Source organism: Vibrio sp. B1FLJ16, assembly GCF_905175385.1.
Classification (GTDB): Bacteria; Pseudomonadota; Gammaproteobacteria; order Enterobacterales; family Vibrionaceae; genus Vibrio.
The window spans coordinates 1,273,668-1,297,842 of record NZ_HG992749.1 but is presented as its reverse complement, the minus strand read 5'-3'; the positions used below and the strand labels follow the sequence as shown (position 1 = coordinate 1,297,842).

At 45.4% G+C, this 24,175-nt stretch carries 17 protein-coding genes and 2 pseudogenes; 9 read left to right on the top strand and 10 right to left on the bottom strand.

Annotation, left to right across the window (positions count from 1 at the left end; translation table 11 throughout):
* Positions 1 to 252: 252 nt before the first annotated feature.
* The 5 genes from nhaA to KHN79_RS05885 all read right to left on the bottom strand — a co-directional run bounded on the left by nhaA (position 253) and on the right by KHN79_RS05885 (position 7,528).
* Positions 253 to 1,407: a Na+/H+ antiporter NhaA gene (gene nhaA, locus KHN79_RS05905; protein ID WP_182008035.1), complete on the bottom strand. Its 1,155-nt coding sequence runs from the start codon at positions 1,405 to 1,407 to the stop codon at positions 253 to 255.
* Between the two features lie 323 nt (positions 1,408 to 1,730).
* Positions 1,731 to 2,852: a lipocalin-like domain-containing protein gene (locus KHN79_RS05900; protein ID WP_182008036.1), complete on the bottom strand. Its 1,122-nt coding sequence runs from the start codon at positions 2,850 to 2,852 to the stop codon at positions 1,731 to 1,733.
* Complete coding sequence (locus tag KHN79_RS05895; protein WP_182008037.1) at positions 2,852 to 5,305, bottom strand: ABC transporter permease; 2,454 nt, start codon at positions 5,303 to 5,305, stop codon at positions 2,852 to 2,854. Before KHN79_RS05895 ends, KHN79_RS05900 begins: the two co-directional genes overlap by 1 nt.
* Positions 5,286 to 5,957 (bottom strand): ABC transporter ATP-binding protein, encoded by a 672-nt coding sequence (locus tag KHN79_RS05890; protein WP_182008038.1) that lies wholly within the window; start codon positions 5,955 to 5,957, stop codon positions 5,286 to 5,288. The genes KHN79_RS05895 and KHN79_RS05890 overlap by 20 nt, the downstream gene beginning before the upstream one ends.
* Positions 5,958 to 6,151: 194 nt before the next feature.
* Positions 6,152 to 7,528 (bottom strand): MATE family efflux transporter, encoded by a 1,377-nt coding sequence (locus KHN79_RS05885; RefSeq protein WP_182008039.1) that lies wholly within the window; start codon positions 7,526 to 7,528, stop codon positions 6,152 to 6,154.
* Positions 7,529 to 7,622: 94 nt separating this feature from the next.
* On the opposite strand from KHN79_RS05885, the pseudogene KHN79_RS05880 reads away from it, so the two are divergent.
* Positions 7,623 to 9,064 (top strand): annotated as a pseudogene (locus tag KHN79_RS05880) (DUF2867 domain-containing protein).
* Between the two features lie 172 nt (positions 9,065 to 9,236).
* On the opposite strand, the gene KHN79_RS05875 reads toward KHN79_RS05880, so the two are convergent.
* Positions 9,237 to 9,842 (bottom strand): NapC/NirT family cytochrome c, encoded by a 606-nt coding sequence (locus KHN79_RS05875; RefSeq protein ID WP_182008040.1) that lies wholly within the window; start codon positions 9,840 to 9,842, stop codon positions 9,237 to 9,239.
* Between the two features lie 30 nt (positions 9,843 to 9,872).
* On the bottom strand, positions 9,873 to 10,484 hold the full coding sequence (locus tag KHN79_RS05870; protein ID WP_244812609.1) for a cytochrome c-553: 612 nt from the start codon (positions 10,482 to 10,484) through the stop codon (positions 9,873 to 9,875).
* A 584-nt stretch (positions 10,485 to 11,068) separates the two neighbouring features.
* Between KHN79_RS05870 and KHN79_RS05865 the strand changes: the two are divergent.
* From KHN79_RS05865 to KHN79_RS05855, 3 genes and pseudogenes are all read left to right on the top strand, one after another.
* Positions 11,069 to 13,374 (top strand): annotated as a pseudogene (locus KHN79_RS05865) (OmcA/MtrC family decaheme c-type cytochrome).
* A gap of 53 nt (positions 13,375 to 13,427) precedes the next feature.
* Entirely contained in the window at positions 13,428 to 14,420 is a 993-nt protein-coding gene (locus KHN79_RS05860; protein ID WP_182008042.1) for a DmsE family decaheme c-type cytochrome, read from the top strand.
* A gap of 10 nt (positions 14,421 to 14,430) precedes the next feature.
* Positions 14,431 to 16,407 (top strand): MtrB/PioB family decaheme-associated outer membrane protein, encoded by a 1,977-nt coding sequence (locus tag KHN79_RS05855; protein ID WP_182008043.1) that lies wholly within the window; start codon positions 14,431 to 14,433, stop codon positions 16,405 to 16,407.
* A gap of 82 nt (positions 16,408 to 16,489) precedes the next feature.
* Here KHN79_RS05855 and KHN79_RS05850 read toward each other — a convergent pair whose 3' ends face one another.
* Genes KHN79_RS05850 through rsuA form a run of 3 tightly spaced genes read right to left on the bottom strand, consistent with a single transcriptional unit; the run spans position 16,490 to position 19,088 of the window.
* Positions 16,490 to 17,149 carry a DUF2913 family protein gene (locus KHN79_RS05850; RefSeq protein WP_182008044.1) on the bottom strand — a complete coding sequence of 220 codons (660 nt, stop codon included), beginning with the start codon at positions 17,147 to 17,149 and terminating at the stop codon, positions 16,490 to 16,492.
* Positions 17,149 to 18,351: a Bcr/CflA family multidrug efflux MFS transporter gene (locus KHN79_RS05845; protein WP_182008045.1), complete on the bottom strand. Its 1,203-nt coding sequence runs from the start codon at positions 18,349 to 18,351 to the stop codon at positions 17,149 to 17,151. Before KHN79_RS05845 ends, KHN79_RS05850 begins: the two co-directional genes overlap by 1 nt.
* 35 nt (positions 18,352 to 18,386) lie before the next feature.
* A complete protein-coding gene (gene rsuA, locus KHN79_RS05840) occupies positions 18,387 to 19,088 on the bottom strand; it encodes a 16S rRNA pseudouridine(516) synthase RsuA (protein ID WP_182008046.1) in 702 nt (233 codons plus the stop codon).
* Positions 19,089 to 19,242: 154 nt separating this feature from the next.
* Between rsuA and KHN79_RS05835 the strand changes: the two genes are divergently transcribed.
* The 5 genes from KHN79_RS05835 (at position 19,243) to rplY (ending at position 24,063) form a co-directional block, all read left to right on the top strand.
* Positions 19,243 to 20,994, top strand: coding sequence for a DEAD/DEAH box helicase (locus KHN79_RS05835; RefSeq protein WP_182008047.1), 1,752 nt, complete (start codon positions 19,243 to 19,245; stop codon positions 20,992 to 20,994).
* A gap of 72 nt (positions 20,995 to 21,066) precedes the next feature.
* Complete coding sequence (locus KHN79_RS05830; RefSeq protein ID WP_182008048.1) at positions 21,067 to 21,489, top strand: hypothetical protein; 423 nt, start codon at positions 21,067 to 21,069, stop codon at positions 21,487 to 21,489.
* Between the two features lie 10 nt (positions 21,490 to 21,499).
* Positions 21,500 to 22,159 (top strand): response regulator transcription factor, encoded by a 660-nt coding sequence (locus KHN79_RS05825; RefSeq protein ID WP_182008049.1) that lies wholly within the window; start codon positions 21,500 to 21,502, stop codon positions 22,157 to 22,159.
* On the top strand, positions 22,149 to 23,501 hold the full coding sequence (locus KHN79_RS05820) for an ATP-binding protein (RefSeq protein ID WP_182008050.1): 1,353 nt from the start codon (positions 22,149 to 22,151) through the stop codon (positions 23,499 to 23,501). The genes KHN79_RS05825 and KHN79_RS05820 overlap by 11 nt, the downstream gene beginning before the upstream one ends.
* Before the next feature lie 283 nt (positions 23,502 to 23,784).
* Positions 23,785 to 24,063: a 50S ribosomal protein L25 gene (rplY, locus tag KHN79_RS05815; RefSeq protein WP_041156551.1), complete on the top strand. Its 279-nt coding sequence runs from the start codon at positions 23,785 to 23,787 to the stop codon at positions 24,061 to 24,063.
* Positions 24,064 to 24,175: the final 112 nt, after the last annotated feature.

The window sequence follows — 24,175 nt, the reverse complement described above, 5'->3', positions numbered from 1 at the left end:
TTGAAAAAAAAATGGAACTGACTGGGTAAAGCTCGGTCTGAATAACTGTAACAACTAGGGCATTATGAGTTTCACTGGCCGTCAAACTTTTCCATCTGATTGTTACGTTGCTGCTTTTTTCTTATTAACTCCTATGTTTGTATCCGCCCAGTCAATTTTTAGACTGGGCTTTTTTTCGCCTATAATTTATGCCTGTCCTCCAGGCATAAAAAAACCTCCCAAGCGGGAGTTTTTTCTTAGTTCATCAGCGTACTACGCATCTGCGTTTTTATTCGGCAGAGAAATACGTAACAACACATAACCAATGATTGCAGCCGTAGTTGACCCCATGAGGATACCAAGTCTAGCGTAGGTATCGAACTCTGGACTCACATTCGCGAATGCCAGTGAAGAAATGAAGATCGACATTGTAAAGCCGATACCACATAGCACAGACACTGCGAAGATATGCTTAAAGTTAATGCCTTCTGGTAGCTTCGCGACGCCCATTTTCACAGCAGCCCAGCTGAAAGTGAAAATACCCAGTGGCTTACCAACCAACAAGCCTAAAGCAATTCCTAGAGGAAGCATTGAAGTCAGACCAGACAACGACACACCTTCTAGTGAGATACCTGCGTTTGCAAATGCGAACAACGGAAGAATACCAAACGCCACATATGGGTGAAGTGCGTGCTCCATATGCTTAAGCGGAGAATGCTCGCCTGGCTTACCTTGAAGCGGGATTGAGAAACCAATTACCACACCAGCTAGAGTAGCGTGAACACCCGACTTAAGTACTGCAAACCATAGGATTGCACCTACAATCATGTATGGAGTCAGTTTGGTCACTTTCTTGGCGTTAAGCATGAACAGCACGCCCGTCATGACGAAGCCCACCAATAATGCCGTTGTAGACAGATCACCCGTGTAGAACAATGCAATGATCACAACAACACCTAAGTCATCGATAATAGCTAGCGCTAAAAGGAATACTTTTAGAGCAATCGGCACACGCTTGCCTAGAAGCGCCATAATGCCCAATGCGAATGCAATGTCAGTTGCTGCCGGAATAGCCCAACCAGAAATCGCCTCTGCGTCACCCGCGTTAAATGCAACGTAAATAAGTGCAGGTGCCAACATACCACCTACAGCAGCAATAGCTGGGAAGATCGCTGTCTCTTTTGATTTCAACGCACCTTCAAGTAGCTCGCGCTTAACCTCAAGGCCAATAAGCAAGAAAAACACAGCCATCAGGCCGTCATTAATCCAGTGGGATACTGACATGCCTAATACATAACTATGCAAAGCCGCCTGGTAAGTTTCGCCCAGCGGTGTGTTTGCAATGGTCATCGCAATTGCCGCAGCAATTACGAGAAGAATACCACCTGCTGATTCCATTTTGAAAAAGTCACGAATGACATCGTTCATAGCTTAATCCTTATTATAATCTCAATAAACGATTTACGAAGTAGATCCAGAGTTTATAACTGTCGAATGCTTTAGAATAATCGCTTGTTCAGAGTATAAACTTCGACTTTTCCGAACATTGGGATGCAATACATCGTATTTTCCAGCAGTAAAAATGTTATTATTATCTCTAAGAGTTATTCATTAATTAGTAGCATATTATAAAACTAGTTGATAAATCAGCATAACACGGTTGTGGTAGTTATGAAAAACAGAGCTATTTCACAAGCGTTTTTGCCTTATAGGCATAAACAAAAACCACCATCCTGGTGGTTTTTTAGCATTTAATAACCCGTCAACTGCATAAATCCCCATGCTTCGTTCGAGCCGGAAGCTGTTATTGGCCCTTCCCAATAAGGAATAACAAAGGGAAGCCACATATCTGAATTTGCAACTCGCGTAGTCAATTCTATGTTGTAAGCTGGGATATTGATAAGCCACTGTAACGGAAGTCGTTTATCTCCGGATAAACGAGCCACATGCATTGGTTTGATCGTGATCTCTTTTTCAGAAAGATTAATCACTTTACCAGAGCGAGTTGATAACGTACCAAAAATATGTGGCGTTTGACTATGATGTCGGTAGCGGCTGACAGTCAAAGCTCTTCCGTCATCTAAATTAAAAATGAACCAATCCCATCCTTTCTGTCCTTCTCCTATGAGACCACTTCCCCACTCTTTTTGTGTCCATGCAGAGCCAGATACCGCGATGAGTTTTCCTTCAATGTTCAAGGTACCTTTCACTTTGAGAAATGGAGCGCTGAAACTAAATGACGCTATAGACTGTAAGGCGTGTTTAACCTGAAACCCTCTGTCGCCATTTATAGCAAAAGGCCCGTTTGTCCTTGTATTAAGATCGACACTGAATTTATCCGTCGCCGCAACAAGCTTGCCAGGGAAAGGAGTAGTCCCGAGTGAACGCCAGTTCCAGTTATCTATCCACAGGCTAAATGGTCGGTTTTGCATCCCGGCCTGACCAATGCCTCCTCTGGCAACACGTTGCTCTTTCCAAACTTTAGAACCATGGCTGATAACGATGTGTGAGATATATAGCTGAGGATTTTGCCATCCACTCGTATCACGCTCATCCGTCGCAACTCGGAAGTAACTCCACTGAACGTTATAAGTTTCACCGTCGTTATCTTTAAGCTTTGCAAAGTAATTCCACCACTCGTGCTGATATTTGGGATGGAACTTAAAGTCAGCAGGTAGCGAAACGTGCTCGTTAGGCAAAACCGGTTCAAAAATGGTTTTGTTTTCTCTTGTCAGAATCGAACTGATTTCGCTCTCTTGTGTTGGAGTTTGTACTGGCCAAAATTCTGAGCGAATCAAACCTGCCAGAGTAGCAATAGCTACAACAACTAATACCAATAGTAAGACGCGTTTTTGTAAGTTCAGTTTTTTCACTACAACGCATCCCTTAATGACTTCATTGGCGTACTTTTTATCATTCTTATTACTGGTAGTGCGCCTGCGAGCATGATAGCTAACATTGCCCACGCGATGGTCTTAGCGTATTCCCAGGGAATCGTTTGTAGCTCTAGTGACCAACCAAATGACTGCTTAATAATGATATCCACGATCAGGTGAGCCAGAGCCAGACCTAACGGAACTGCGATCATCGCTGAGATAGCACCAAAGGCAAACAACTGAAGACCACCAAGCAAGACCAACTCTTTACCAGATACTCCCATACATCGGAGCAGTGAGAAGTGACGCTGGCGAGATAGTTCCCCTGCGAGTGTTGCGAAGAATAATCCAAAAACTGCAATGATAAGCGTAATGTTGCCTAACGTACCTGCTATAGCAAACGTATGGTCAAACACACGCATTGCCTGATTATAGATATTGCTGTTATCGAAAACGCGATCCTGAGGTAATCTGAACACATTCTCCAATCTATTCTTAAGTCCTTCACCATTAACATTATCGGTAAGCACTATACCCAAAGCGACATTACCCGTGCCGGCAAATGCGTAAAGCCAATTACGATGTGACATCAAGACCTGATTATAAGGATTTCCATAATCATAATAGACACCAGCAACTTGCCATCCCTCACCGAGTGGCGCTTGAAGATCAATCACATCACCAGGCCGGATATTGAGCTTTAATGCCATGGATTCACTGACCATCAAGCTTTTAGTGTTATTTAACTGGTACCAATAATTAGGCACACCCAATTTAACGGTTAAAGAATCCAACTCGCCTTCTGATGCGCCAGTACTTACAACTTGCAATGCGCCTTTATCTGTCGGAATCTCTTTCTCCCAACGCCACCATACCGCATCGACTTCAGGTTGCTTCTGCAACCAACCGCTCATACGTGCGGCATTGTTGTTGTTAGGATAAATATAAATATCCGCGGCCAAACGCTGATTGAGCCATTTATCAGTTGTGTCCCTGAAACTCCCCACCATGGTTTCCACACCAATATTTGCTGCCAGAGCAAGCATAAATGCCATGGTTGCTACGCCGCGATAACTCATACTTGCCGCAGCATCGGCAAAAAACCATCTGACGCGAACCCAGCGTAATGAGTATGAAAAACTCTGAAAGACATGCCACATGATAAACGGCATCAGCAAGGCCACACTGATCATCATAAGAGCGATAATAGAAAAGCCTGTTTCCTGTGTTTTAGGTGCTTGATAAATAGCGACCGCAGCAACACAAAAAGCGCATGCAGCCAGTGCTTGCCAAGAAAATTCGCGCCCAGCGAATCGCATCAGTGAAAGACGCGAAGAAAGGCGAATTGGCTGCGACTTAAGCAAACGAATCAACGGCCATAAACAAGATATCAACGCCCCCAGCGCAGACATAATTAAGCTGTAGATACTGGCCTGCCACGACCACTCGATCGACAAGCCGACGTTTGCATCATACAAATCACTGAGACTCGCTGACACCGTCGGAATAAGTTGATTCGCGAGTATTATCCCGAAGAAATTGCCGCATGCCCATGCGATAGTCACTAATATACTTAGCTCAAGTAATAGTGCTTGAGCAAGTTGCGTACCGCTAACACCAGCCTGTCGCATGATACCAACCAAACGCTGGCGTTGAATTAGCGATAACGACATCGCTTGATAAAAAATAAACAATCCGACTAAGAACGATAGCATACCCATAGCGGTTAAGTTCATATGAAACGCTTTCGTCAGTGATTCAAGTTCATTGCGGGTATTACGATTCAGCGACAGACCATTTGGTAACATTTTTTTCAATGCTGACAGTTTTTCTTCTGGCATTTCCCCACACAAAATTGAGGACAAACCGGAACTGCGTTTCAGCATTCTAAGGAGAGAAATGTCAGTGATTAACCTAGTACCTGAAAGCAAGTTATGTTGATCAACCTGCACCGGACCCAGACGACTACCGTCACTCATCTCAATAAAGTCACCATCTTTCCAACTCATATAAGATGCAAGATCCCGACTCATCAGAATCGGATAAGGTGGCTTCATTAATGACAATACTGGCATTTCACCTAACGACTTCCCTTGGTTCAGGGGAATCATAGACACTGGATCCACCCCCACCAGCATAAGGTCCATATCCGTTTTTGTGTCTAGGTGAAGTACGTCAAAAGGAGCACACTGATTAAAGCCAGCACGGCGTAATTGAATATAAAAGCCTTGAGGAACTTTATTAGCAGAATGCTTAGCGCTAATTCGATATGGCAGAGGGTTTGAAAAGAGCTTTTCGCCCGTGGCGTAACTCTCTTTCGCATGCTGGTTGATAGAAGTAACACCAACAAGAAGAGATACGCCCAGAGTTAGACCTAACCAGACGAGAATAATTTGCAGTGGGTAACGACGGTAATGACCGAGTAGTGCTTTAACTACGGGCCATAACATGCAGTTGCCCTCCCTGAAGCCGGATTTTGCCTTCCATGTGGTCTGCGACTTTTTCACTGTGAGTCACTAACAACAAGGTGCAGTTGAGTTGACGAGCTAAAGTGGTCAGCAAACGCATTACCGCTTCAGCGTTTCGCTCGTCCAAACTTCCTGTCGGCTCATCCGCCAAAAGCAATTGAGGTTCCATATACAGAGCTCGAGCGATGGCGGCACGTTGCTGCTGACCACCGGAGACTTCTTCAGGGTAACGGCCAAGAAGCGGCATGAGATCCAGAGCGGAAAGAATCTGGCGCCATAAGCCTTTATCTTCAGGTAAGCCTTTTAACTGACGGCAGAAACGAATGTTATCGGCAATATTAAGAGTAGGAAGAAGATTGAACTGCTGGAAGATATTGCCGATGTTATTGCGGCGGTATAACGTCCTTAAATGTTCAGGAGCATCATGCATAGCAAAACCAATGAACTGGATTTCTCCGGAATCAACGGTATCCAAACCAGCAATCAGGTTAAGTAACGTACTTTTTCCCGAACCACTCTCTCCCATCAACGCGACTTGCTCACCGCGCTGTAATGTTAATTCTGCCCCCTGTAAGACGGGGTGAAACTCTCCCCCATCAACATAGCCTTTACATAGGTCTGACAGTCTTAACATTAATATAGCCGCTCAACAGGTATTTAAAATTGGGTTCAGAATCTACACTAAAATCCGATCAGTAGGAAGTATTTTGAATACCAGATCACATTATCAAAGCGCAAATGCAACTCGATTCACTATCTTAATAAATTCTTGTTGAATTTTGGAACAATTTCCTATGTATCCTGCCCGTTTTTATCTTATATAAGTCTTCATTCTTCAATCAGGTTTTTCATCCACTTCTTACTTCTCATCCGTGGCAATGAAATTGCCCATTTCACTACCTCTTCAGTTAAAAATAACAGATACACCCACTGCGGATCCCAACCGAGATAAATGGCAGCAAACGCCGCCAGAGGAATACCAATTACCCACTGAGCAATAATATCCTGGTATAAACAGAACTTAACGTCTCCACCCGCACGCAGAACGCCCACAATCACCATCATTGGAATAGAGCGTAATACCACGCCAATTGCGAGAATCATCATAAATTGCTCTGACAACTGTCGGGTCTCTGGCGTCAATGCGCTGAATGCATTGAGTATCCATTGGTTTGAAAGCAGTAGCAGCAACGCAACCACAACTGCAATTACCAGATTCAAAATTACCGTTGCCCACGCTTGATAGTAAACCGGTTCAAAACTCTTTGCTCCGAGCTGGTTACCTACTAAAACAGCAGCCGCATTCGATAAGCCAATCATCATTGCCAGAGAGATCGACTCAACTGGTGTCATAACAGAGAGGGCAGCTAAGCCCTGAACACCCGCCTGCCCCATGATCGCATGGTAAACAAATAACCCGCCAGCCCAGGCAAGAAAGTTAAACGTCGTTGGTAAAGATAAGCTGAGAAAACGCGTTATTCTGTCGAGCATCAACCCAGAACGAATGTCATCCCAGTTAAAAGCAAGAATGTGCTTCTTAAACCACAAATATCCAAACAAACAGCCAACTTCAATCGCACCACTTATGACCGTAGCAATAGCAGCACCAGTAATGCCTAATGCAGGGAAACCTAAGTGACCAAAAATCAGTACCCAGTTTAAAAAGACATTCGAGATAATACCGATACCACTGAAGAAAGTACTTAAACCCGGCTGATGCATTGCTCGCAGTCCAACTGCCATACTGGCCACACAGGCGACGGCAAACATACTGGCAGACGAAGCAACCAAGTAGTTAGCACCTAAATCAATCACCTGTTGCGAATCGGTGGTGAGGCTCATGATTGGCTTAGGGTAAAATACAAACAGGGAAACCGCCATCGCAGCAAACACCATGGATATAACCCAGGTCAGCGCGGTACTTTGTCGTACTCCGGTCTTATCTCCGGCTCCCCAATACTGAGCGGTTAGCAGCGCCCCACCTGTTGTGACACCTACCAACATGATCGTTGTGACGAAGGTAGCGCGGGCAGCGACACCGACAGCGGCGATTTCAGCCTCGCCAAGCTGGCCTAACATCAAGACATCGACCAAGCTTCGGCTAGAGAACATGATGCTCTGTAACGTAATAGGCAGCGCTATCGCAAACAAACGACGCAAAAATGTTTTGTCTGCGTGAACTGATAGTTGAGAAAGGAAAGTCACAGGCACTCCAACGACAACTTATTGATAGAATGGGAAAAGTGTCTCATGATTATACCCAGTGGTGATGAATCCACCAGTAATAAAAGGATACATAATGAAAAAGGTGTTGGTACTTGGTGCATCCGGCTATATCGGCTCTCAGCTTCTCCCGTTGCTCCTAGATGAAGGTTACAACGTCACCGCAGCAGCAAGGCATATCAACTATCTGGAGTCTCGAACCAGCCCTCACCCAAACCTGACCTTAACTTATCTGGACTTGGCTGATGCTGAAGCCACATTTTCTGTCGTAGATGATTTCGACTTAGTGTTCTTTCTCGTTCATGGCATGGCTGAGGGAGATGATTTTGTTGAGTATGAACTGAACCTTGCCTTAAACTTTAAGAGTGCTTTAGAAAAAAGCCGCGTCAAACACGTAATCTATTTAAGCGCTATCCAGCCACAAACAGGCAATTCTCGTCATTTAGCAGCGCGAAAAGCGACCGGAAAGATCATTCGCCAGTCAGGAGTACCTGTTACAGAACTGCGTGCTGGGGTGATTATTGGTCCGGGCTCTGCTGCGTTTGAGATAATGCGAGATTTTGTTTACAACCTGCCTGTCTTAATCACGCCTAAATGGGTCGATTCCAACGCCAACCCTATTGCCCTGCCCAATCTAAATCACTATTTACTTGAACTTGCCGCTGCTACCCCACCAGTAGAAAGCCAGATTTATGAAGTAGGCGGCCCCGACATTCTCAGCTATCGTCAACAATTCGAAGTGATTTGTAAGGTGGTCAACAAACCGTACCGGTTGTGGTCTACCCCGTTGCTTACTCCCAAAATGGCATCACACTGGCTGGGAATGATTACTTCTGTACCAGCAAGCATAGGTAAAGCGTTACTGGCAGGCTTAGAACATGACTATATAGCGGATTCTACTGCTATTAACGAACGATTTCCGCAGCAGATGATTGGCTACGAACAGGCAGTGACCGATACCATTGCGACAGAAGGCACCTTTGTCCGTAGTAATGTCTGGGGCTTTGAACCCGCAGCATTAAAGCGCTGGCAACCCGGATATGGCTATTTTCCAAAGCAAGCAGGAGCCAGTATCAGAACCAAAGCTTCGGCAGAGTCATTATGGAAAGTGGCGCAGAAAATCGGCAGCAAAGAAAAAGGTTATTACTTCGCGAATATTCTGTGGCGCACCCGTGAGTGGCTAGATATCTTTTTTGGAGGGGGAAAACCCAAAAGAGTCTCGCCTCCGGGGCCAGAATTAAAAGTTGGTGACTATATCGACTCATGGAAAGTCATTCGATGTGAAAAAACCAGTTCCTTTCACTGTTTTTTGGAATGAAAGGACCTGGTTTAGGACGTTTAGAAATCACAATAACAGATGAGGGAGAAGAACGGGAGCTAGACATCACTGCATGGTGGCACCCACAAGGCTTTCTCGGCCTTCTGTACTGGTTTGCCATGATGCCCGCTCACCTTTTCATATTCAATGGCATGGTTAAAGCCATTGTAAAAGAAGCGAACGATGGTAACCATGAATAGAAACCCACATCAGATTTTTACATGGCTAGCTCATTTTCAGTTTATACCAATCACAGTAAATAAGTGATCAGAAATAGCGTAGAAAAAATGCTTGATAACAAGGCAAAAAATTTTGGTAAGTAGTTATTCTACAATCAAAATTTTTAACGACGTTATCGAGTATTTTAGCAAGCTAGAATGACCAGTTATTTACTACGATTGGTATTAGTGCTGCGCTAGTCTCCACTGCTTTTTCCGGCAACTTGTGTGCAATCCCGGCATGACAATCAATACATGACTGCCCTCTTTGCTCCATCATCTGGTGTCGCCTTGCGGTTGTACGGCCTTGCGCTTCAAAATCCATCCTATCGACTTGATGACAGTACTTACACTGCTTGGATTTCTCTGCTACAAACTGTTCAGTAACCTTAGCCGCTAGTCTCGGCCGGTGTTCAGTTTCAAAATTTTCCAGCGTGATATCACCTTTCAACTTGTGGAAAATATCAGATATTGCGGTGACCTTGACTACCATTTTGGGAATGAACTCACGTGGAACGTGACAGTCATTACATGTCGCCGCTATCACACCTTTGGAGTTTTTGAAGTGAATAGACTCTTGATACTCTTCAACAATCGTGTCCATCCCTATGTGGCAGCTAAAACAAAAATCATTGGTGCTTGAGAAATTTATTACGCCATGGAAAGCGCCCAGCGCCCCCACACCCAAAATAAACGCGATCAGTCCACCGAGTGGAATTCCGAGCATCCATTTTTTCTTTGGCCGACTCCACAATCCCATATCTTTCGCCTCATTTACTGAGAAACAGAGCTATTGATAACTCGCATAATATTCGGACAATGCGACTAAATCATCACTACTCAGTGCTTTGATGGCATCATCCATTTTCTTATCAACAGAGCGTGCACCGCTATGAAACTGTTTCAATGTAGTTAGCAGATAGCCTTTTTGCTGACCAGCTAAAATAGAGCTTTCATCCATAGGATCACTACCGCCATCAACATGACAACTGCTGCAGTTTTTCTCGTGGATCATTTTGCCTTTGTCTGCCAGTGACTGATCAAAACTTTGCTTCGCGCGCACAAATTCAAGCTGCGAGTAATGAGCTGCTAACTCCTCGACTTCCTCCTCAGATAATGATTTGACAATCGTGCCCATATCTCCGGTTTTACTGGTGTCGCCGTGGACGTGATTAACCGTTCCAGCTGGACGTCCTTCACCATATTTCAGCATCTGATCGACAAAGTTAAACTCTGGAAGACCAGCAATTGAGGGAATATCGGTATTTTGAGATACACCACCCGGCCCATGGCAAGCTTCACATTCCAAACGTTCGATCAGCTCCGGAGCCGAAGCTTGCACAGCTGATACGAGAACAAAGTTTGTTGCAATCAAAGCCAAAGCTTGGGTCAATTTTGTCAAAGAAGAACACATAGGTTGCGATTCCTAAGTTTAAACACCCACCAAACAAAAATGAGAAGAAAGCGAGGTATTGAGGTTAGATTAGACAAACAGAATAAATAACAGACGGTAGATGAGAATTTCGGGCATCCAAGTCATAATAAATATCCGCTTTGTTATAAACAATTCCTATAACAACCAAACCAAACCAACATCCCATTTACATACAACTTACATCGTAGACCAAGCTTTTGTGGTTTGCAGAACTTACAAAAGAGAATATTGACCATATTATCTATAAGCCATTGTTATGTATATAAAAACAACAAGCCTTTTCTATTCAATACCTTAAGTATCACTGTAATACGTGAAAAATCCTTACAAAAAAAGATGACTCTCTGAATTATGGCTATACTCATAGCATTCAGCGGTAGAGTGAAATGTTAATTTAACACCATCTTAGTTCACTCTTTCTAACGCATAAATTACAAAAATAAAGCAATCTTTTATAGCTGCCCTAACTCTCTAAGGGCAAAAATTCAGCAAGTCGTATCTAAACCAGTCCCACTTTTATTTAAATCAATTAGGTGAAAGCGAGAGGGAAAATGAACAATATAAAAGCAATTTTCATCACAACCTTTGCTATGCTCTTGGCTGCGTGTGGTCCGGGCGGTAAAAATGATCAAAATACCCCTCCACCTGATGTAAGTGCATTCAGTGTAGAAATTGAGACACCGATGCTCATAGACAGTGGTACTGAAACAAAATTGGTGGTGGATTTTAACGTTCTCGACGGAGCCGGACGCAACTACACTTTTGATACGGATAAAGATTTCCGTATAGCCGTTTTAAAAGCGATGCCAGCGCGTAGTGACGTTGAAGACACCAGCGATCCCGCATACGACTACAACGGAAGAAACGGCAATACGTTCTGGAAAAGCTACCACCACTCAAGTAACGCTACTGATAACAGAGCTTCGATGGAGAGTGTCTGGGATGGAGAGCTAGAACAAACAGACGATGGTTATCGGTATACCTTCGCCATAGCTGATATTTTAAAAGTCGCTGACCCCTACTCATCTGACTCCGCCGATAATAGCGGGTATATTAGCTGGGACGAAGACAAGCTACATCGCATCGTTCTCGCTTATGGCGATCAAGAAATTGGTTTTACCCATGTTTATGAGTGGATACCGGGAACAAGCTCAGAAAACACCGTTTCCCGAAACGTTATAGAAGACGGCACCTGTGCCAACTGTCATATGGATGAGCCACTTCACCATGGCCCGGGTTACCGCTCAATAGACAACAATATCGCCGTATGTACTTCCTGCCACAATGACAGTAACCCCGGCGCAGCGCCCGCTCGTCGACCACTGGCTGCTGTCGTACACCAATATCACGGTAATGTATTCAAACTGGGAAGTAATAGAGACGATCTTACCACTTACAAACAGCCCGTCGACGAAAGTGACCAGTTAGTCGCTGATATTGATGGTTTAGTCGTTGAAGGCAGTCCGTTCCCGCAAGATGCAAGAAACTGTACGACTTGTCACTCTAGCGATACTGCTAAAACGTCCGATGCAAACAACTGGTTTGAGCACCCGACTCAGGTTGCTTGTGAAACATGTCACTTGTTCCGTGACCGCGGAGCCCATAGTAACCAAGTGGGTACGGCATGGATTCGAGATGGAGAACCTCAAAATACCTGTACCGGATGTCACAGACCTTACGACCGTGACGATAACGGTGACCCTATTATTGGTCAAGATGCAAGCAGGAGTGCGAAAACCGTACATATGATGCGTCTGGCAAACCTTTCAACTGCCCGAGATACATTAGACGTCACGATAGAGCAAGCTCGTTTCATCGATGATAACTTTGAAGTTCAGGTTCGCATCATGAAAGACGGTGTGGGTATAAGCGATATGGATGACATCAATCCATATATCAATAATGACGACCACTTCTACCTTCTACTCAACTGGGATAACGGTGAAGGCCCTATCTTATCTTATTTAAGTCCTCTATCTTTCTCGTCACCGTCGCCTCTTCCAACTGTTGATCTGAACATGAACGGAGACGGTGCGACCGGAGATGGCTGTGTTGCTGAAGGCAATGGTCTGTTCACCTGTCATAAAGACTTGAGCGCTTCTGATGTGAAACCAACCAGCAACTCGAAACTGACCGTTAATATTGCAGATGTACCTTTATGCGCAGACAGAAGAGATGCCGTGCTAGCTGAATGTGTCAACTTTACCGGTATTGACTTAATCAAGAATCCATTCGTTATTGCAGCCAGTAACACTTCAGCCGCCTTTGATATTGGTGGAGTAGAAATCGCTCATGACCTCCCAATGGGAGCAGATATTGAGAGCTGTAACGGTTGTCATGAACAGTTAACAGTCCATGCTGACTCTCATGCTGCGACTGATTTCCAGCAATGTAAAAACTGCCATAACTCAGAACGCCCGTCTTTCTATGCAGGTATACCTGCAGATCTGAAATACCACGTTCACTCCTATCATGCATTTGGTTCTCATCGTAATGGTGAGGTTGTATTCCCTGGAGCGATAAACAATTGTGAAGCTTGCCATACTGCGTCTCAATTTAATCTGCCAACCAGGAAAATACGCGTCCATCACTGGCGAACAATACAGCAGGAGAAACTAAATACTTCAGCCCGGCTCTAGTGGCTTGTGGTGCCTGCCACCTTGAATCAGCGCTTGCTGACGCCGATCCTGAGACTGTCGCAGGTGACGCAATATTGAGCCATATGCTCAGTAACGGTGCGGTGTTTGGTGCTGACACAGCTGAAGAAGCGATGGGCTCTGAGCAATGCTCGACTTGTCACGCTATCGGCCAATCGCAGGGTGTCGATAAGGTTCACAAGGTATATGACTACCGTTGAAAACGTCATTGATCAAAAGTTATTGACGATTGAGGATGAAATAAGGAATTGTTATGAAAGCAATTATTCAGCGGTGGTTGGTGGTTTTACTTATCGGGTTTGGGGTTATTTTTACGGTAAATTCCGAAGACGTAGCCGAGGCCGAGGCCGAAGCTGAGCCTGAAACAGCGACGTTAACCAGAGAAGAAATAGAAACGATTCTGGATACGAAGTTTTCTGAAGGGAAATATTCGCGTCGTGGTCCGGATGGCTGTCTCCGATGCCATGATGATACGTCAGACAAACCTGCAACGGGTATTTTTGACAATATCCATGGTAAGTCTGCCAATATTCATGGACCAATGAGTGACAAACAGTGTGAGGCTTGCCACGGTCCGGCAAACAACCATGAACGTAACCCTCGCAAGGGGCAGATGCGTGAACCGATGATTACCTTTGGTCCTAGCTCACCTGTTCCGGTAGAGAAGCAGAACAGCGTATGTTTGTCTTGTCACCAGGATGCAGAGCGTTCTACGTGGCACAGCAGTGAGCATGCTTTTGAAGGTCTCTCCTGTTCAAGCTGTCATCAACTTCACCAAAAAGATGACCCTATGATGGTGGCCGAGCTGCAAGCCGATAAATGTACGGATTGCCACATCAAAGCGAAATCTGACATTCATAAACGCAGCAGCCATCCGGTACTTAACGGTGTGATGACCTGTTCGAACTGTCATAACCCGCACCAAACCGTAAACGAGTCGAGTCTCCATTGGTCTTCAATTAACGACACTTGTTTCGAGTGCCATGCGGAAAAACGCGGCCCGAATCTATGGGAACATGAGCCTGTAACGGAAGACTGTACAGCCTGTCACTCGCCTCACGGCTCGGTTAACAAAGCCATGCTTAACAAACGCTTACCAATGCTGTGCCAGGAGTGTCACCGTGTTCCTCATGCTAACATTGAAATCCCTGAAAACGATATGAAGGTTCGTGGTGGAAGTTGTATGAACTGCCACACTCAGATTCATGGTTCTAATCACCCACGTGGTCAGGCATTAAGATATTAAGGAGGGTAGCATGAAACTTTCAAAGATTAGCATTGCTATTTCCCTTGCTTTTTCACTAGCAGCTTACGCAGACGATTACTCACTGCAGAACGCCAAAGAGGCAAATACCAGTCGCTGGAATTGTACTGCCTGTAGTAGTGATGGTTCTTGGAGCAGTGAATTTGGCTTTGGTGTCGGTTTTCTCAACAACGACGATTCTACTCGCTTTTATAACTGGAACCCACCGGTTTATGACGCGAAAACAGAACACCTCAATGCTAGCCTGAGCGCGGATCTGGAACGTTACGAAGATGAAGGCTTTTACAATCGCATACTGGTGGAGGATCTCGGGTTACAACGATTCTTAGTTCAGTGGGAAGTAGGTCAATATGACGGTTTGCGTTTCCTCGGAAGTTACAGTGAAACCCCGTATTACTGGAACCGTTCATCATTGAGTGCCTATCACGGCAGCCGTAATACTTTAACCAGTGGTGATTTAGGTAAATATGACCATGAGGTGACGCGGGAGACCTTTAAATTAGAACTCAAGTACACCCCCCAAACGCCCTGGAAGCCATACGCGTCAATGAAACATGAACACAAAGAAGGCACTACTTCCCTCTACTCGACAACAATACCAGGCTATGGCAGCGGCCCCGGCTTTATCCCCAAAAACATTGACCACGAAACGCTGAATACCGAAGTAGGTCTGAGCTATATGGAAGATCTCTGGTTAGTAGACGTAGCCTATCGAGGTTCTTTCTTCCGCAATGATATGTCTGCACTGTACTACGGTGGGTACACCAATCCCTATGAGAATCAGATTTCTAACGAACCGGATAATGACTTCCATCAGCTTGCTGTGACAGGTAACTACCGCTGGGATCAGCATACCTTCAACGGACGAATTTTATGGTCACAAGCGGTTTCTGAAAGTGGCTTGCTGCCATACCCTTCTTCCCCGGCTAACTCTGACACGTTTCACGGAGAGACAAATACATGGCAAATTAGTGCTGACTACCATAATAAGATCTCGCGCAACACTTCACTGAAAGTCTCTGCCGACTACCTGGACAAAGACGACAAATCAGAAAGACATGACGTCGTCGGTGCGACCCGTGAGAGCTATGACCGCACCAAAACCAAATTAGAAGCGGCAGTGACGCATCGTGTCAACCGAGATATCAGAGTGAATGCTGGGTATGACTATACCCAAGACAAGCGGGATTATGCTGATCGCAAGCGTACCGATGAACATAACGTGTATGTAGGCACTCAGTATCGTCCAGATGCACCGTGGCAACTCGGTGGTAAGCTATCCTACACATCCCGAGACGGCTCCTCGTGGCAAAACTCGAGCAGCGACTCACCAAACTTACGACAGTTTTACCTAGCCGATAAAAACCGCTTTGAACTACGGGGAGATGGTAGTTACGACGTATCAGAAAGTGTTCAGGTCCTCGCAGAAGTTTGGTATGGCTATGATGATTATGCGAAACCAGACATCGGTCTCAGTGAAGGCGAAGACTACGGCTATGATGTTAGCGTCAACTTTAACCTAGCCGAAGGACTCAATGGTCACGTATTCCTTAATCAGCAAGTGATTCGATCAGAGCAGCTACAAGCGAATTTTGACGTAGTTGGATGGAATCGCTACAAAACGGAGCTTAAAGACGACATCACCACCGTTGGATTTGGAGTAAGCAAAGAAGGGCTTCTCGAGGATAAGTTAACTGTCTCCATCGACTACAGCTATAGTCAGGCTGACAGTAAATCGTCGACTACCTCTAGCGGTTATCAGTACCCGGACAATGAGTACAAGTCCTCACGTATTGAAGCTATTGCAGATTACGCCATCTCAGAAAACCAAAACGTTCAGCTCAACATTCGTTATGAAGATTACTCTGAAGATGATTACCTGTTCAACAACGAAGTGAGCAATATGGGTGATGTTCTGCAAGACTATAGTGGTGTTTACGGCGGCGTTTACTGGAAATTCCGTTTCTGACGCTGTGAGTCCACCAGTTAAAAGCTAAAAGCCTCAGATTGTCAGTCTGAGGCTTTTTTATTTTCGCTGTCTTGTCTCTCAACTAAGCTTGAAAGCTCAATGGAATTTCAGCTAACTGATCGCCTTGGTTAGCAGGGAATATTAGGTATTCACCGTGATATTTCACCATCGATTTATAATCCGTTACCTTGTGAACCATAAAACCAGCTTGCGCAGCTTTTTCAACAAACTCAGCATGGTTGCCACGAACAAACCAGCTCATTGGTTTGACAAGCAGCTCGCCATCAAAGCAGCTTTCACACTGGTCAGCACATAATGCCAGTGAATTCTGACCTTCAGTAAAAATTTGCACTTTACCGAAGCCCACCAGCGGCTCAGAGGTAGAGACTTCCCAATTAGCCTGCTCCATCACATCCAGAAAAGCCTCAACATCAGAGTCTTTAATCACTTTGACGTCTTCACCCTCAGGGAAGAACTGAGCGTAGAAACCAGAAATACGTTTAAATATAAACAACAGCCCAGCATCATTACCTTTTGAGCGCCCTGCTTTTTGCCAACGAGTCAGGTCATTGCTAACTGCTTTACCAAAGCTCTGAGATTTCAGAGCCTTAGTGACCCAACGTACCAGATAGTGGTTGTTCGCAACAGGGGCATTAGCCAACTTTCCAGAGCGGTGCTCTTGGTCTAAATCTGCCAGTGCAGAGTTAACCAGATTTTGAATTTCTTTGGTGTAGTCCGACATTACGCCTTTCTTCCTAAAGTCCAATAAAACAGTGCTGAAAGCACAGAACAAGCAAACATTACGATGACCATTGGCCATGCGACATCACCGGGTAAAGCGGCCACAAGAACACCAATCAGAGAACCGGTGCCAAATCTTAATGTGCCCGCCAAAGATGACGCCGTGCCTGCCATTGAAGGGTAACCACTCAAAAGTAGTGCCATCGAATTACTGCCAATGGTCGACAACGTACCAATAAAGAGCACTACAAAAGGTACCATACCCCATAAACCTGCGCCCATTAACCAACCAACCAGTAAGCCGATTCCCGCCAAAAGCTGAACAGACAAGCCAAAACGAAGCATGGCATGTGACCCAACCTTTTTAACCAAGCGGCCGTTGATGCTGGTCATGATAATCATCGCAACGATGTTCAATCCAAACAGGTAACCAAAGTAATCAGGTCGGACACCGTATATATCAATATATACAAATGAACCTGCGGTAAGGAAAGCGAACATCCCGGAAAACGAAAATGCACCGGATAGCATCAGACCTAACGCTTCTGAGCTGGAACATAAACGTGCGTAATTTTTAATTGTGGTACGGAAACGCAGTGGTTGACGATTTTCTGGTTTTAACGTTTCTGGAATTTTCCAGAAAACGAGCAAAATCACGACAATCGCAAATATAGCTAGCACCCAGAAAATCGAGCGCCATCCAAACCAAATCGCTAAATGACCACCAATCATTGGAGCAACTAAAGGTGCAATTGTGATTACCAGAGTCACAAACGACATAGTGCGGGCAAAATCTTCACGTTCAAACATGTCGCGAACGACAGCCTGGATAATTACCGCTGCCGCAGCACCGGCAAAACCTTGCGCAGTCCGGACATAAGTCAGCGCGTCAATACCATTTGTGGTTGCACTTACAACAGCTGCGACACCGAAGAAAAACACCCCAAGAATCAGTACAGGTCTGCGTCCAAAACTGTCAGAAAGCGGCCCGTGGAGCAACTGTCCGATAGCAAAGCCCGCTGTGTATGCTGTTAACGTAATCTGCACTGCTCCCGGAGATACACCAAGATCTTTCGCGATCGCAGGCATAGCCGGCAGGTACATATCAATAGCAAGCGGTGTTAGTGCACCAATCGCCCCAAGTACTATGAAAAGTAGGAAGGAGAGTTGGGATTGCGGCGCACTTTGAACTTTTTCGGTCATTCTTTTACCTTAAGTTGTAGGACTAGTGTGTTGTACTAACCCCAAACAGAATCAATTTCTTCTTGAGTCAAATAACGGTAATCGCCAGGTTCCAGAGCTTCATCGAGTTCGATAGCACCAATACGCTCACGGTGCAGATACTCGACCTTATTACCCAAAGCCGCAAACATACGTTTTACCTGGTGATACTTACCTTCAACGATGGTCAGCAACAGTTCATTTTCCGCTTCGTTAACTACTTCTAAATGCGCAGGCAATGTCGCTTCCTGCTCATTGCGAAGCATGATCCCTTGAGCCAGCTTTTCTGCGTAATCAGGCTGAATCGCATCTGCCAGCCAAACGCGGTAGGTTTTCTCGCATTTGTGCTTTGGAGAAGTAATGCGGTGAGACCACTTACCATCATCAGTAATTAACACTAAACCTGTAGTGTCCACGTCTAGTCGGCCAGCAAAGTGAAGGTTCTCGACTTTCGGCTCATCGAGCAGTACAAATGCGGTTTGATTGTAACTGTCTTCGTGCGAACAAACGAAATCAGCAGGCTTGAACAACATAATATAGCGAGGGCCCGGCGCACCAACGACACGGTCTTCCCACATAACTTCGGCACCTTCTAATACCTTGAATGCACCACTTTTTTGAATTTCACCATTTACTGTTACTTCGCCACTTTTGATGATCTTAGTTGCCTGCTTGCGAGTCGCACCCAGAGCATCACACAAATATTTATCTAAACGCATGAATACCTCATTGAATTATACCCAAGCAACCTCTCACTCTCGGCTTGAAAGACGAGTACACAACCTGAATCTTGCGCTTAAAGGTCACTTGGGTATAAAAGTCAGGTATTATAGCCTTCCTATCCGGAATAGTTGAGCAATTTCACATTTTTTCATGTATACACTTCGCCCCTACCAAGCAGACTCTGTTAAAGCAGTCATTCATTACTTTCGTAAACATTCGACTCCCGCAGTGATTGTGCTGCCAACTGGCGCGGGTAAAAGTCTGGTAATAGCAGAACTTGCCCGTCTGGCTAAGGGGCGAGTTCTAGTTATGGCTCACGTTAAAGAACTGGTGGAGCAAAACCACGCCAAGTACGAAGGTTACGATCTAAAAGGCTCCATTTTCTCAGCAGGTCTTGGGCGAAAAGAAACAGACCAACAAGTCGTGTTCGCCTCTGTTCAGTCAGTAGTCCGAAATTTGGATTCATTCAAAAACCAATTCTCCCTGCTGGTCATCGATGAGTGTCACCGCGTACCTGATGACAAAGACAGCAGCTACCAAAAAGTGATCACTCACCTCAGGGAGCTTAACCCAGGTATTAAAGTTCTTGGACTTACCGCTACTCCGTACCGATTAGGTATGGGCTGGATTTACCAGTACCACACTCGCGGACAGGTACGCACAGAAGAGTCTCGCTTTTTCCGCGACTGTATTTTCGAATTGCCAATTCGCTACTTACTCGATGAAAATTTTCTGACTCCAGCGCGCATGATGGATGCTCCCGTTTTGTCTTACGATTTTTCTCAACTTAAACCAGCTAATACGGGTCGTTATAAAGAAGCAGAAATGGACATGGTGATCGACAAGGCCAAGCGCGCCACGCCACAAATCGTCGAGCAGATTATCCAGCACGCTAGCGAACGTCACGGGGTGATGATTTTTGCGGCCACCGTTCGTCACGCTCAGGAGATCCACGGGCTCTTGCCTGAAGGCGAAACCGCTATAGTGATTGGCGATACTCCGACACCGGAACGGGATGCAATAATCCAGGCCTTTAAAAACCGTGAGATAAAATATCTGGTTAATGTATCGGTTCTGACCACCGGCTTTGATGCGCCGCACGTAGACCTGATTGCTATTTTAAGACCGACAGAATCGGTGAGCCTGTATCAGCAGATCGTTGGGCGCGGATTACGCTTGTCAGAAGGTAAAACTGAATGTCTAGTTCTCGATTACGCTGGGAACAGTTATGACTTGTACCAGCCTGAAGTCGGCGATCCTAAGCCAGATTCCACCAGCGAGATCATTACCATCCCCTGTCCTGCCTGCGGTTTCAATAACAACTTTTGGGGCAAATTAGACAGCAATGGCTTTTTGCTGGAACACTTTGGCCGCCGTTGCCAGGGTTACTTCGAAGACGAAGAAACCGGCGAGCGTGAACACTGCGGTTACAGGTTCAGAGCAAAATATTGCGGTGATTGCGGTGCCGATAACGACATAGCAGCGCGAATTTGCCACGAATGTGATGCGACATTAGTTGATCCTGACAAAAAACTGAAAGAAGCACTTAACCTGAAAGATGCGCTAATCTTCGAATGTACTGAAATGGATCTTTCGGTGTTTAAAAGTAACGATGGAAAATCTCAGCTCAAGGTCTCCTACTCCGGTGAGCCGTACCAGGGTGAAGGCCATGCTTTGGTTCATGAGTTTTGGTCGCTCAACACCAAAAAGCAAAAGCAGAACTTCAGAGATCAGTTTGTCCGCCCTCACCTCGCAGATAAACATCGTCCGTTTGAAGAGGCATCACCGACTCGCGTTGTCGCCAATCAACACCGCTTTCGTTTGCCACAATTCGTGATTGCCAGAAAGTCAGGACGCTTTTGGAAGTTACGAGATAAAATATTTGATGATGAGCTGAAATAACCGATTCACTTTCTGTTCATCTCTCGCTGACTACAGTGTGTAGAGACGTTTTTGTTCAGCAAAGGTTTTGTTATGAGTAAACCAACCCGCTCTCAGCATCTTACATTGCTCTTCGGCCTGATTCCTATGCTGGCTTCAGCACCAATATTCGCGCAGCAGCTTGATATGGTCGCGTCACAAGACGGCCATGCCATGGTGCAAGATGTCGTCAAACCCGGAACTCAGATAGAGTTTGGTGAAGATCAGGATAAGGTGTACCGCGCAGTCCAAAATGGCCACATCCGACCGTTTTCAGATCTCTATGCCACTGTCGAGAAAGACCTGTATGGGCGTATTATTAAAGTGGAGCTGGAAGAAGATGACAATGAATGGATTTATGAACTCAAAATCCTGTTCGACAACAGCGTACTTAAAGTTGAATACGATGCTGCGACCTTAGAAATGCTCGAGGTCAGAGGTCGTAACTTCAATAAAGCACTAAAGACACAACAATAAGAACACTACCATGAAAATACTTGTAGTCGAAGACGATCCTCGTATCGGTGAGCAAATTATTGAGACCCTGGAAAGTACGGGCTGGGTACCCGAACTCTCTCAAGACGGGGTTGACGCCCTCTATCGAGCAAAATCAGAAGAATGGGATGTCATTGTTCTCGATCTCGGCTTACCTAAACTCGATGGCTTAGCCGTGCTGCAAGGCATTCGGGACGAAAACATTAATACGCCAGTCGTTATTCTCAGTGCACGTGACACGTTAACGGAAAGAGTTGAAGGACTGAATGCCGGGGCTGATGATTACCTGACCAAACCGTTCGAGATGGTTGAGTTAATTGCTCGTATCCGAGCCCAACTAAGACGAGCATCTGGTAACGCTGCCCCTGTCATGCAAATCGGTGACTTAAGTCTGGACACCCGCACGTCTAAAGTGATGTGGAAAGGTAAACCGGTAAATTTGACTGCGCTGGAATACAAAGTGGTCGCCTACTTTATGCATAATCCCGAGAAAGTCATTTCCAGGACGGAGCTCGTCGAACATATTTACAAACAGGATTTCGACCGGGATTCCAACACGATCGAGGTTTTTATAGGCCGAATCCGTAAAAAAATAGCACCTAAAATCATCAAAACCGTTAGGGGCTTGGGGTATCAGTTAAATGCAGACTAGAGATCGGCTGCCTCTGTATACATTAAAACGGCTTAGTATCAAAAGCCGGCTAGTGTTAGCAGCTGTCGTCTGGCTTTCGGCGATGATTCTTGCCGCAGGCGTCATTATTCCTACTCAGGTCTATCACTACATGGTGGACGATTCTCGCGAGCAGTTGAGTGTCTTCATGGACGAAATCGCCGCTCAATTAGAAGTCGATCACCGTGGTGGGCATTTGGCTCTAGCAGCGCCGCTCTCTGACCCGAGATTCAGACAACCGTACAGCGGGCTATACTGGAGCGCCTCAACCAAAACCAGCCTAGTGCGTTCACGTTCATTATGGGACCAAAAAATTGAATATAAAGCGCACGATAAAGGTGCTTATGGTGCGAGAAACGAAAAGTTGGTCACTCTCGAAAAGGTTCTCTATCTGCCAGACTATGACGGGCCGATTCATGTTGTTGTCGGTATTGATGAAGGCCCGATTAAAAGCACCCTTCAAACCTTAATCGGGCAATTGTGGTTAATCTTAGGTTTGCTGTTTGCAGGCGTACTCACGGTTATTCTGCTGCAAATTGCCTGGTCTTTAAGCCCCTTAACGAAACTGCAGAAAGAGCTCGCTGAGCTTAAATCAGGAAACAAAAAGAGTTTAGAAGAGACTTACCCCAAAGAAATTTCACCTTTAATTGCCGATCTGAATGCGTTGTTGTTCCACTACCAGGAGCTTTTGGAAAGAGCACGCAATCATGCCGGGAATTTATCACACGCATTAAAGACGCCGCTATCCGTCCTCAAAAATGAAGTGCGAACACTAGAGCCGAAAACTCAATCTCGGTTAGAAGAGCCACTTAAGCAAATTCAGGAGCACATAGATTATCATCTGGGCCGGGCTCGAATGGCAGGCTCGATGAACATTCTTTCTGTTAAAGCCAATCCTGCGGAACGAGTTGATGCCATATCGATGGCATTTGATAAGGTTTATGCCCACCGCGATATAACACTAGTTAACGAGCTCGACTCCGAACTAAACGTTGCCGTCGAGAAAACCGATCTCGACGAGATGGTAGGTAACCTGCTTGAGAATGGTTACAAGTGGGCGAAACACATGATTCGCGTCCATTCCGTACAAGACAAAGATAACGTCCAAATCATTATTGAAGACGATGGTCCGGGTATTCCTAAAGAACAGCTAGCTAAGGTTACGCAACGAGGATTCAGGCTGGATGAAGCAACTCCGGGATCGGGGCTGGGTTTAAACATTGTCTGTGAAATGGCACACAGCTACCGTGGCCAGCTAACACTGGATAAGAGCAATATGGGCGGCTTAAAAGCAACGCTGGCATTACAGATAAGTCGTACTTAACCCCTTTCAGCTCATGTCTTCGTAATCTCTCCATTAATATAGAAAGCGGTGAAAATAGGGGTAAAAAGAACATTTATTGTCCTAAACAAGTAAAACGAGCAACTTAGACAACATTTATTAGGGTGTTTTTGCTGATTTAGGTACGATTTGGGTTGCTGAATTCTGGGCGGAATGATAGTATCCGCGCTCGCTTGAACAGTTCCTGTTTCAAGCCTTACCACGGACAACAAGGTCGCATTGTTGACTGTGAAAATTTTATTTTACTAATTTGAGAGTAAATACTATGAAATTCGAAGCAGTAGTACGTACTGAACTAGGTAAAGGTGCGAGCCGCCGCCTACGTCACGCTGGCAAATTCCCTGCAGTTGTATACGGCGGTGAAGAAGCAGCAGTAGCTATCGTTCTTAACCACGACGACGTCATCAACCAAATGGACAAGCCTGAGTTCTACGAAGGTCTAGTTCTAGTAATCGATGGCAAAGAAGTTAAAGTTAAGCCACAAGACGTTCAACGTCACGCGTTCAAGCCAAAAGTTGAACACATGGACTTCATCCGTATCTAATTCCCTACCAAGGAATTACTCGGATTAAATCCAAACCTTTTGCATAACAGATAATCGGACTTACCAACCGAGACATCTAAAAAATTTCAAAACCCCGGAGACTTACCACCTC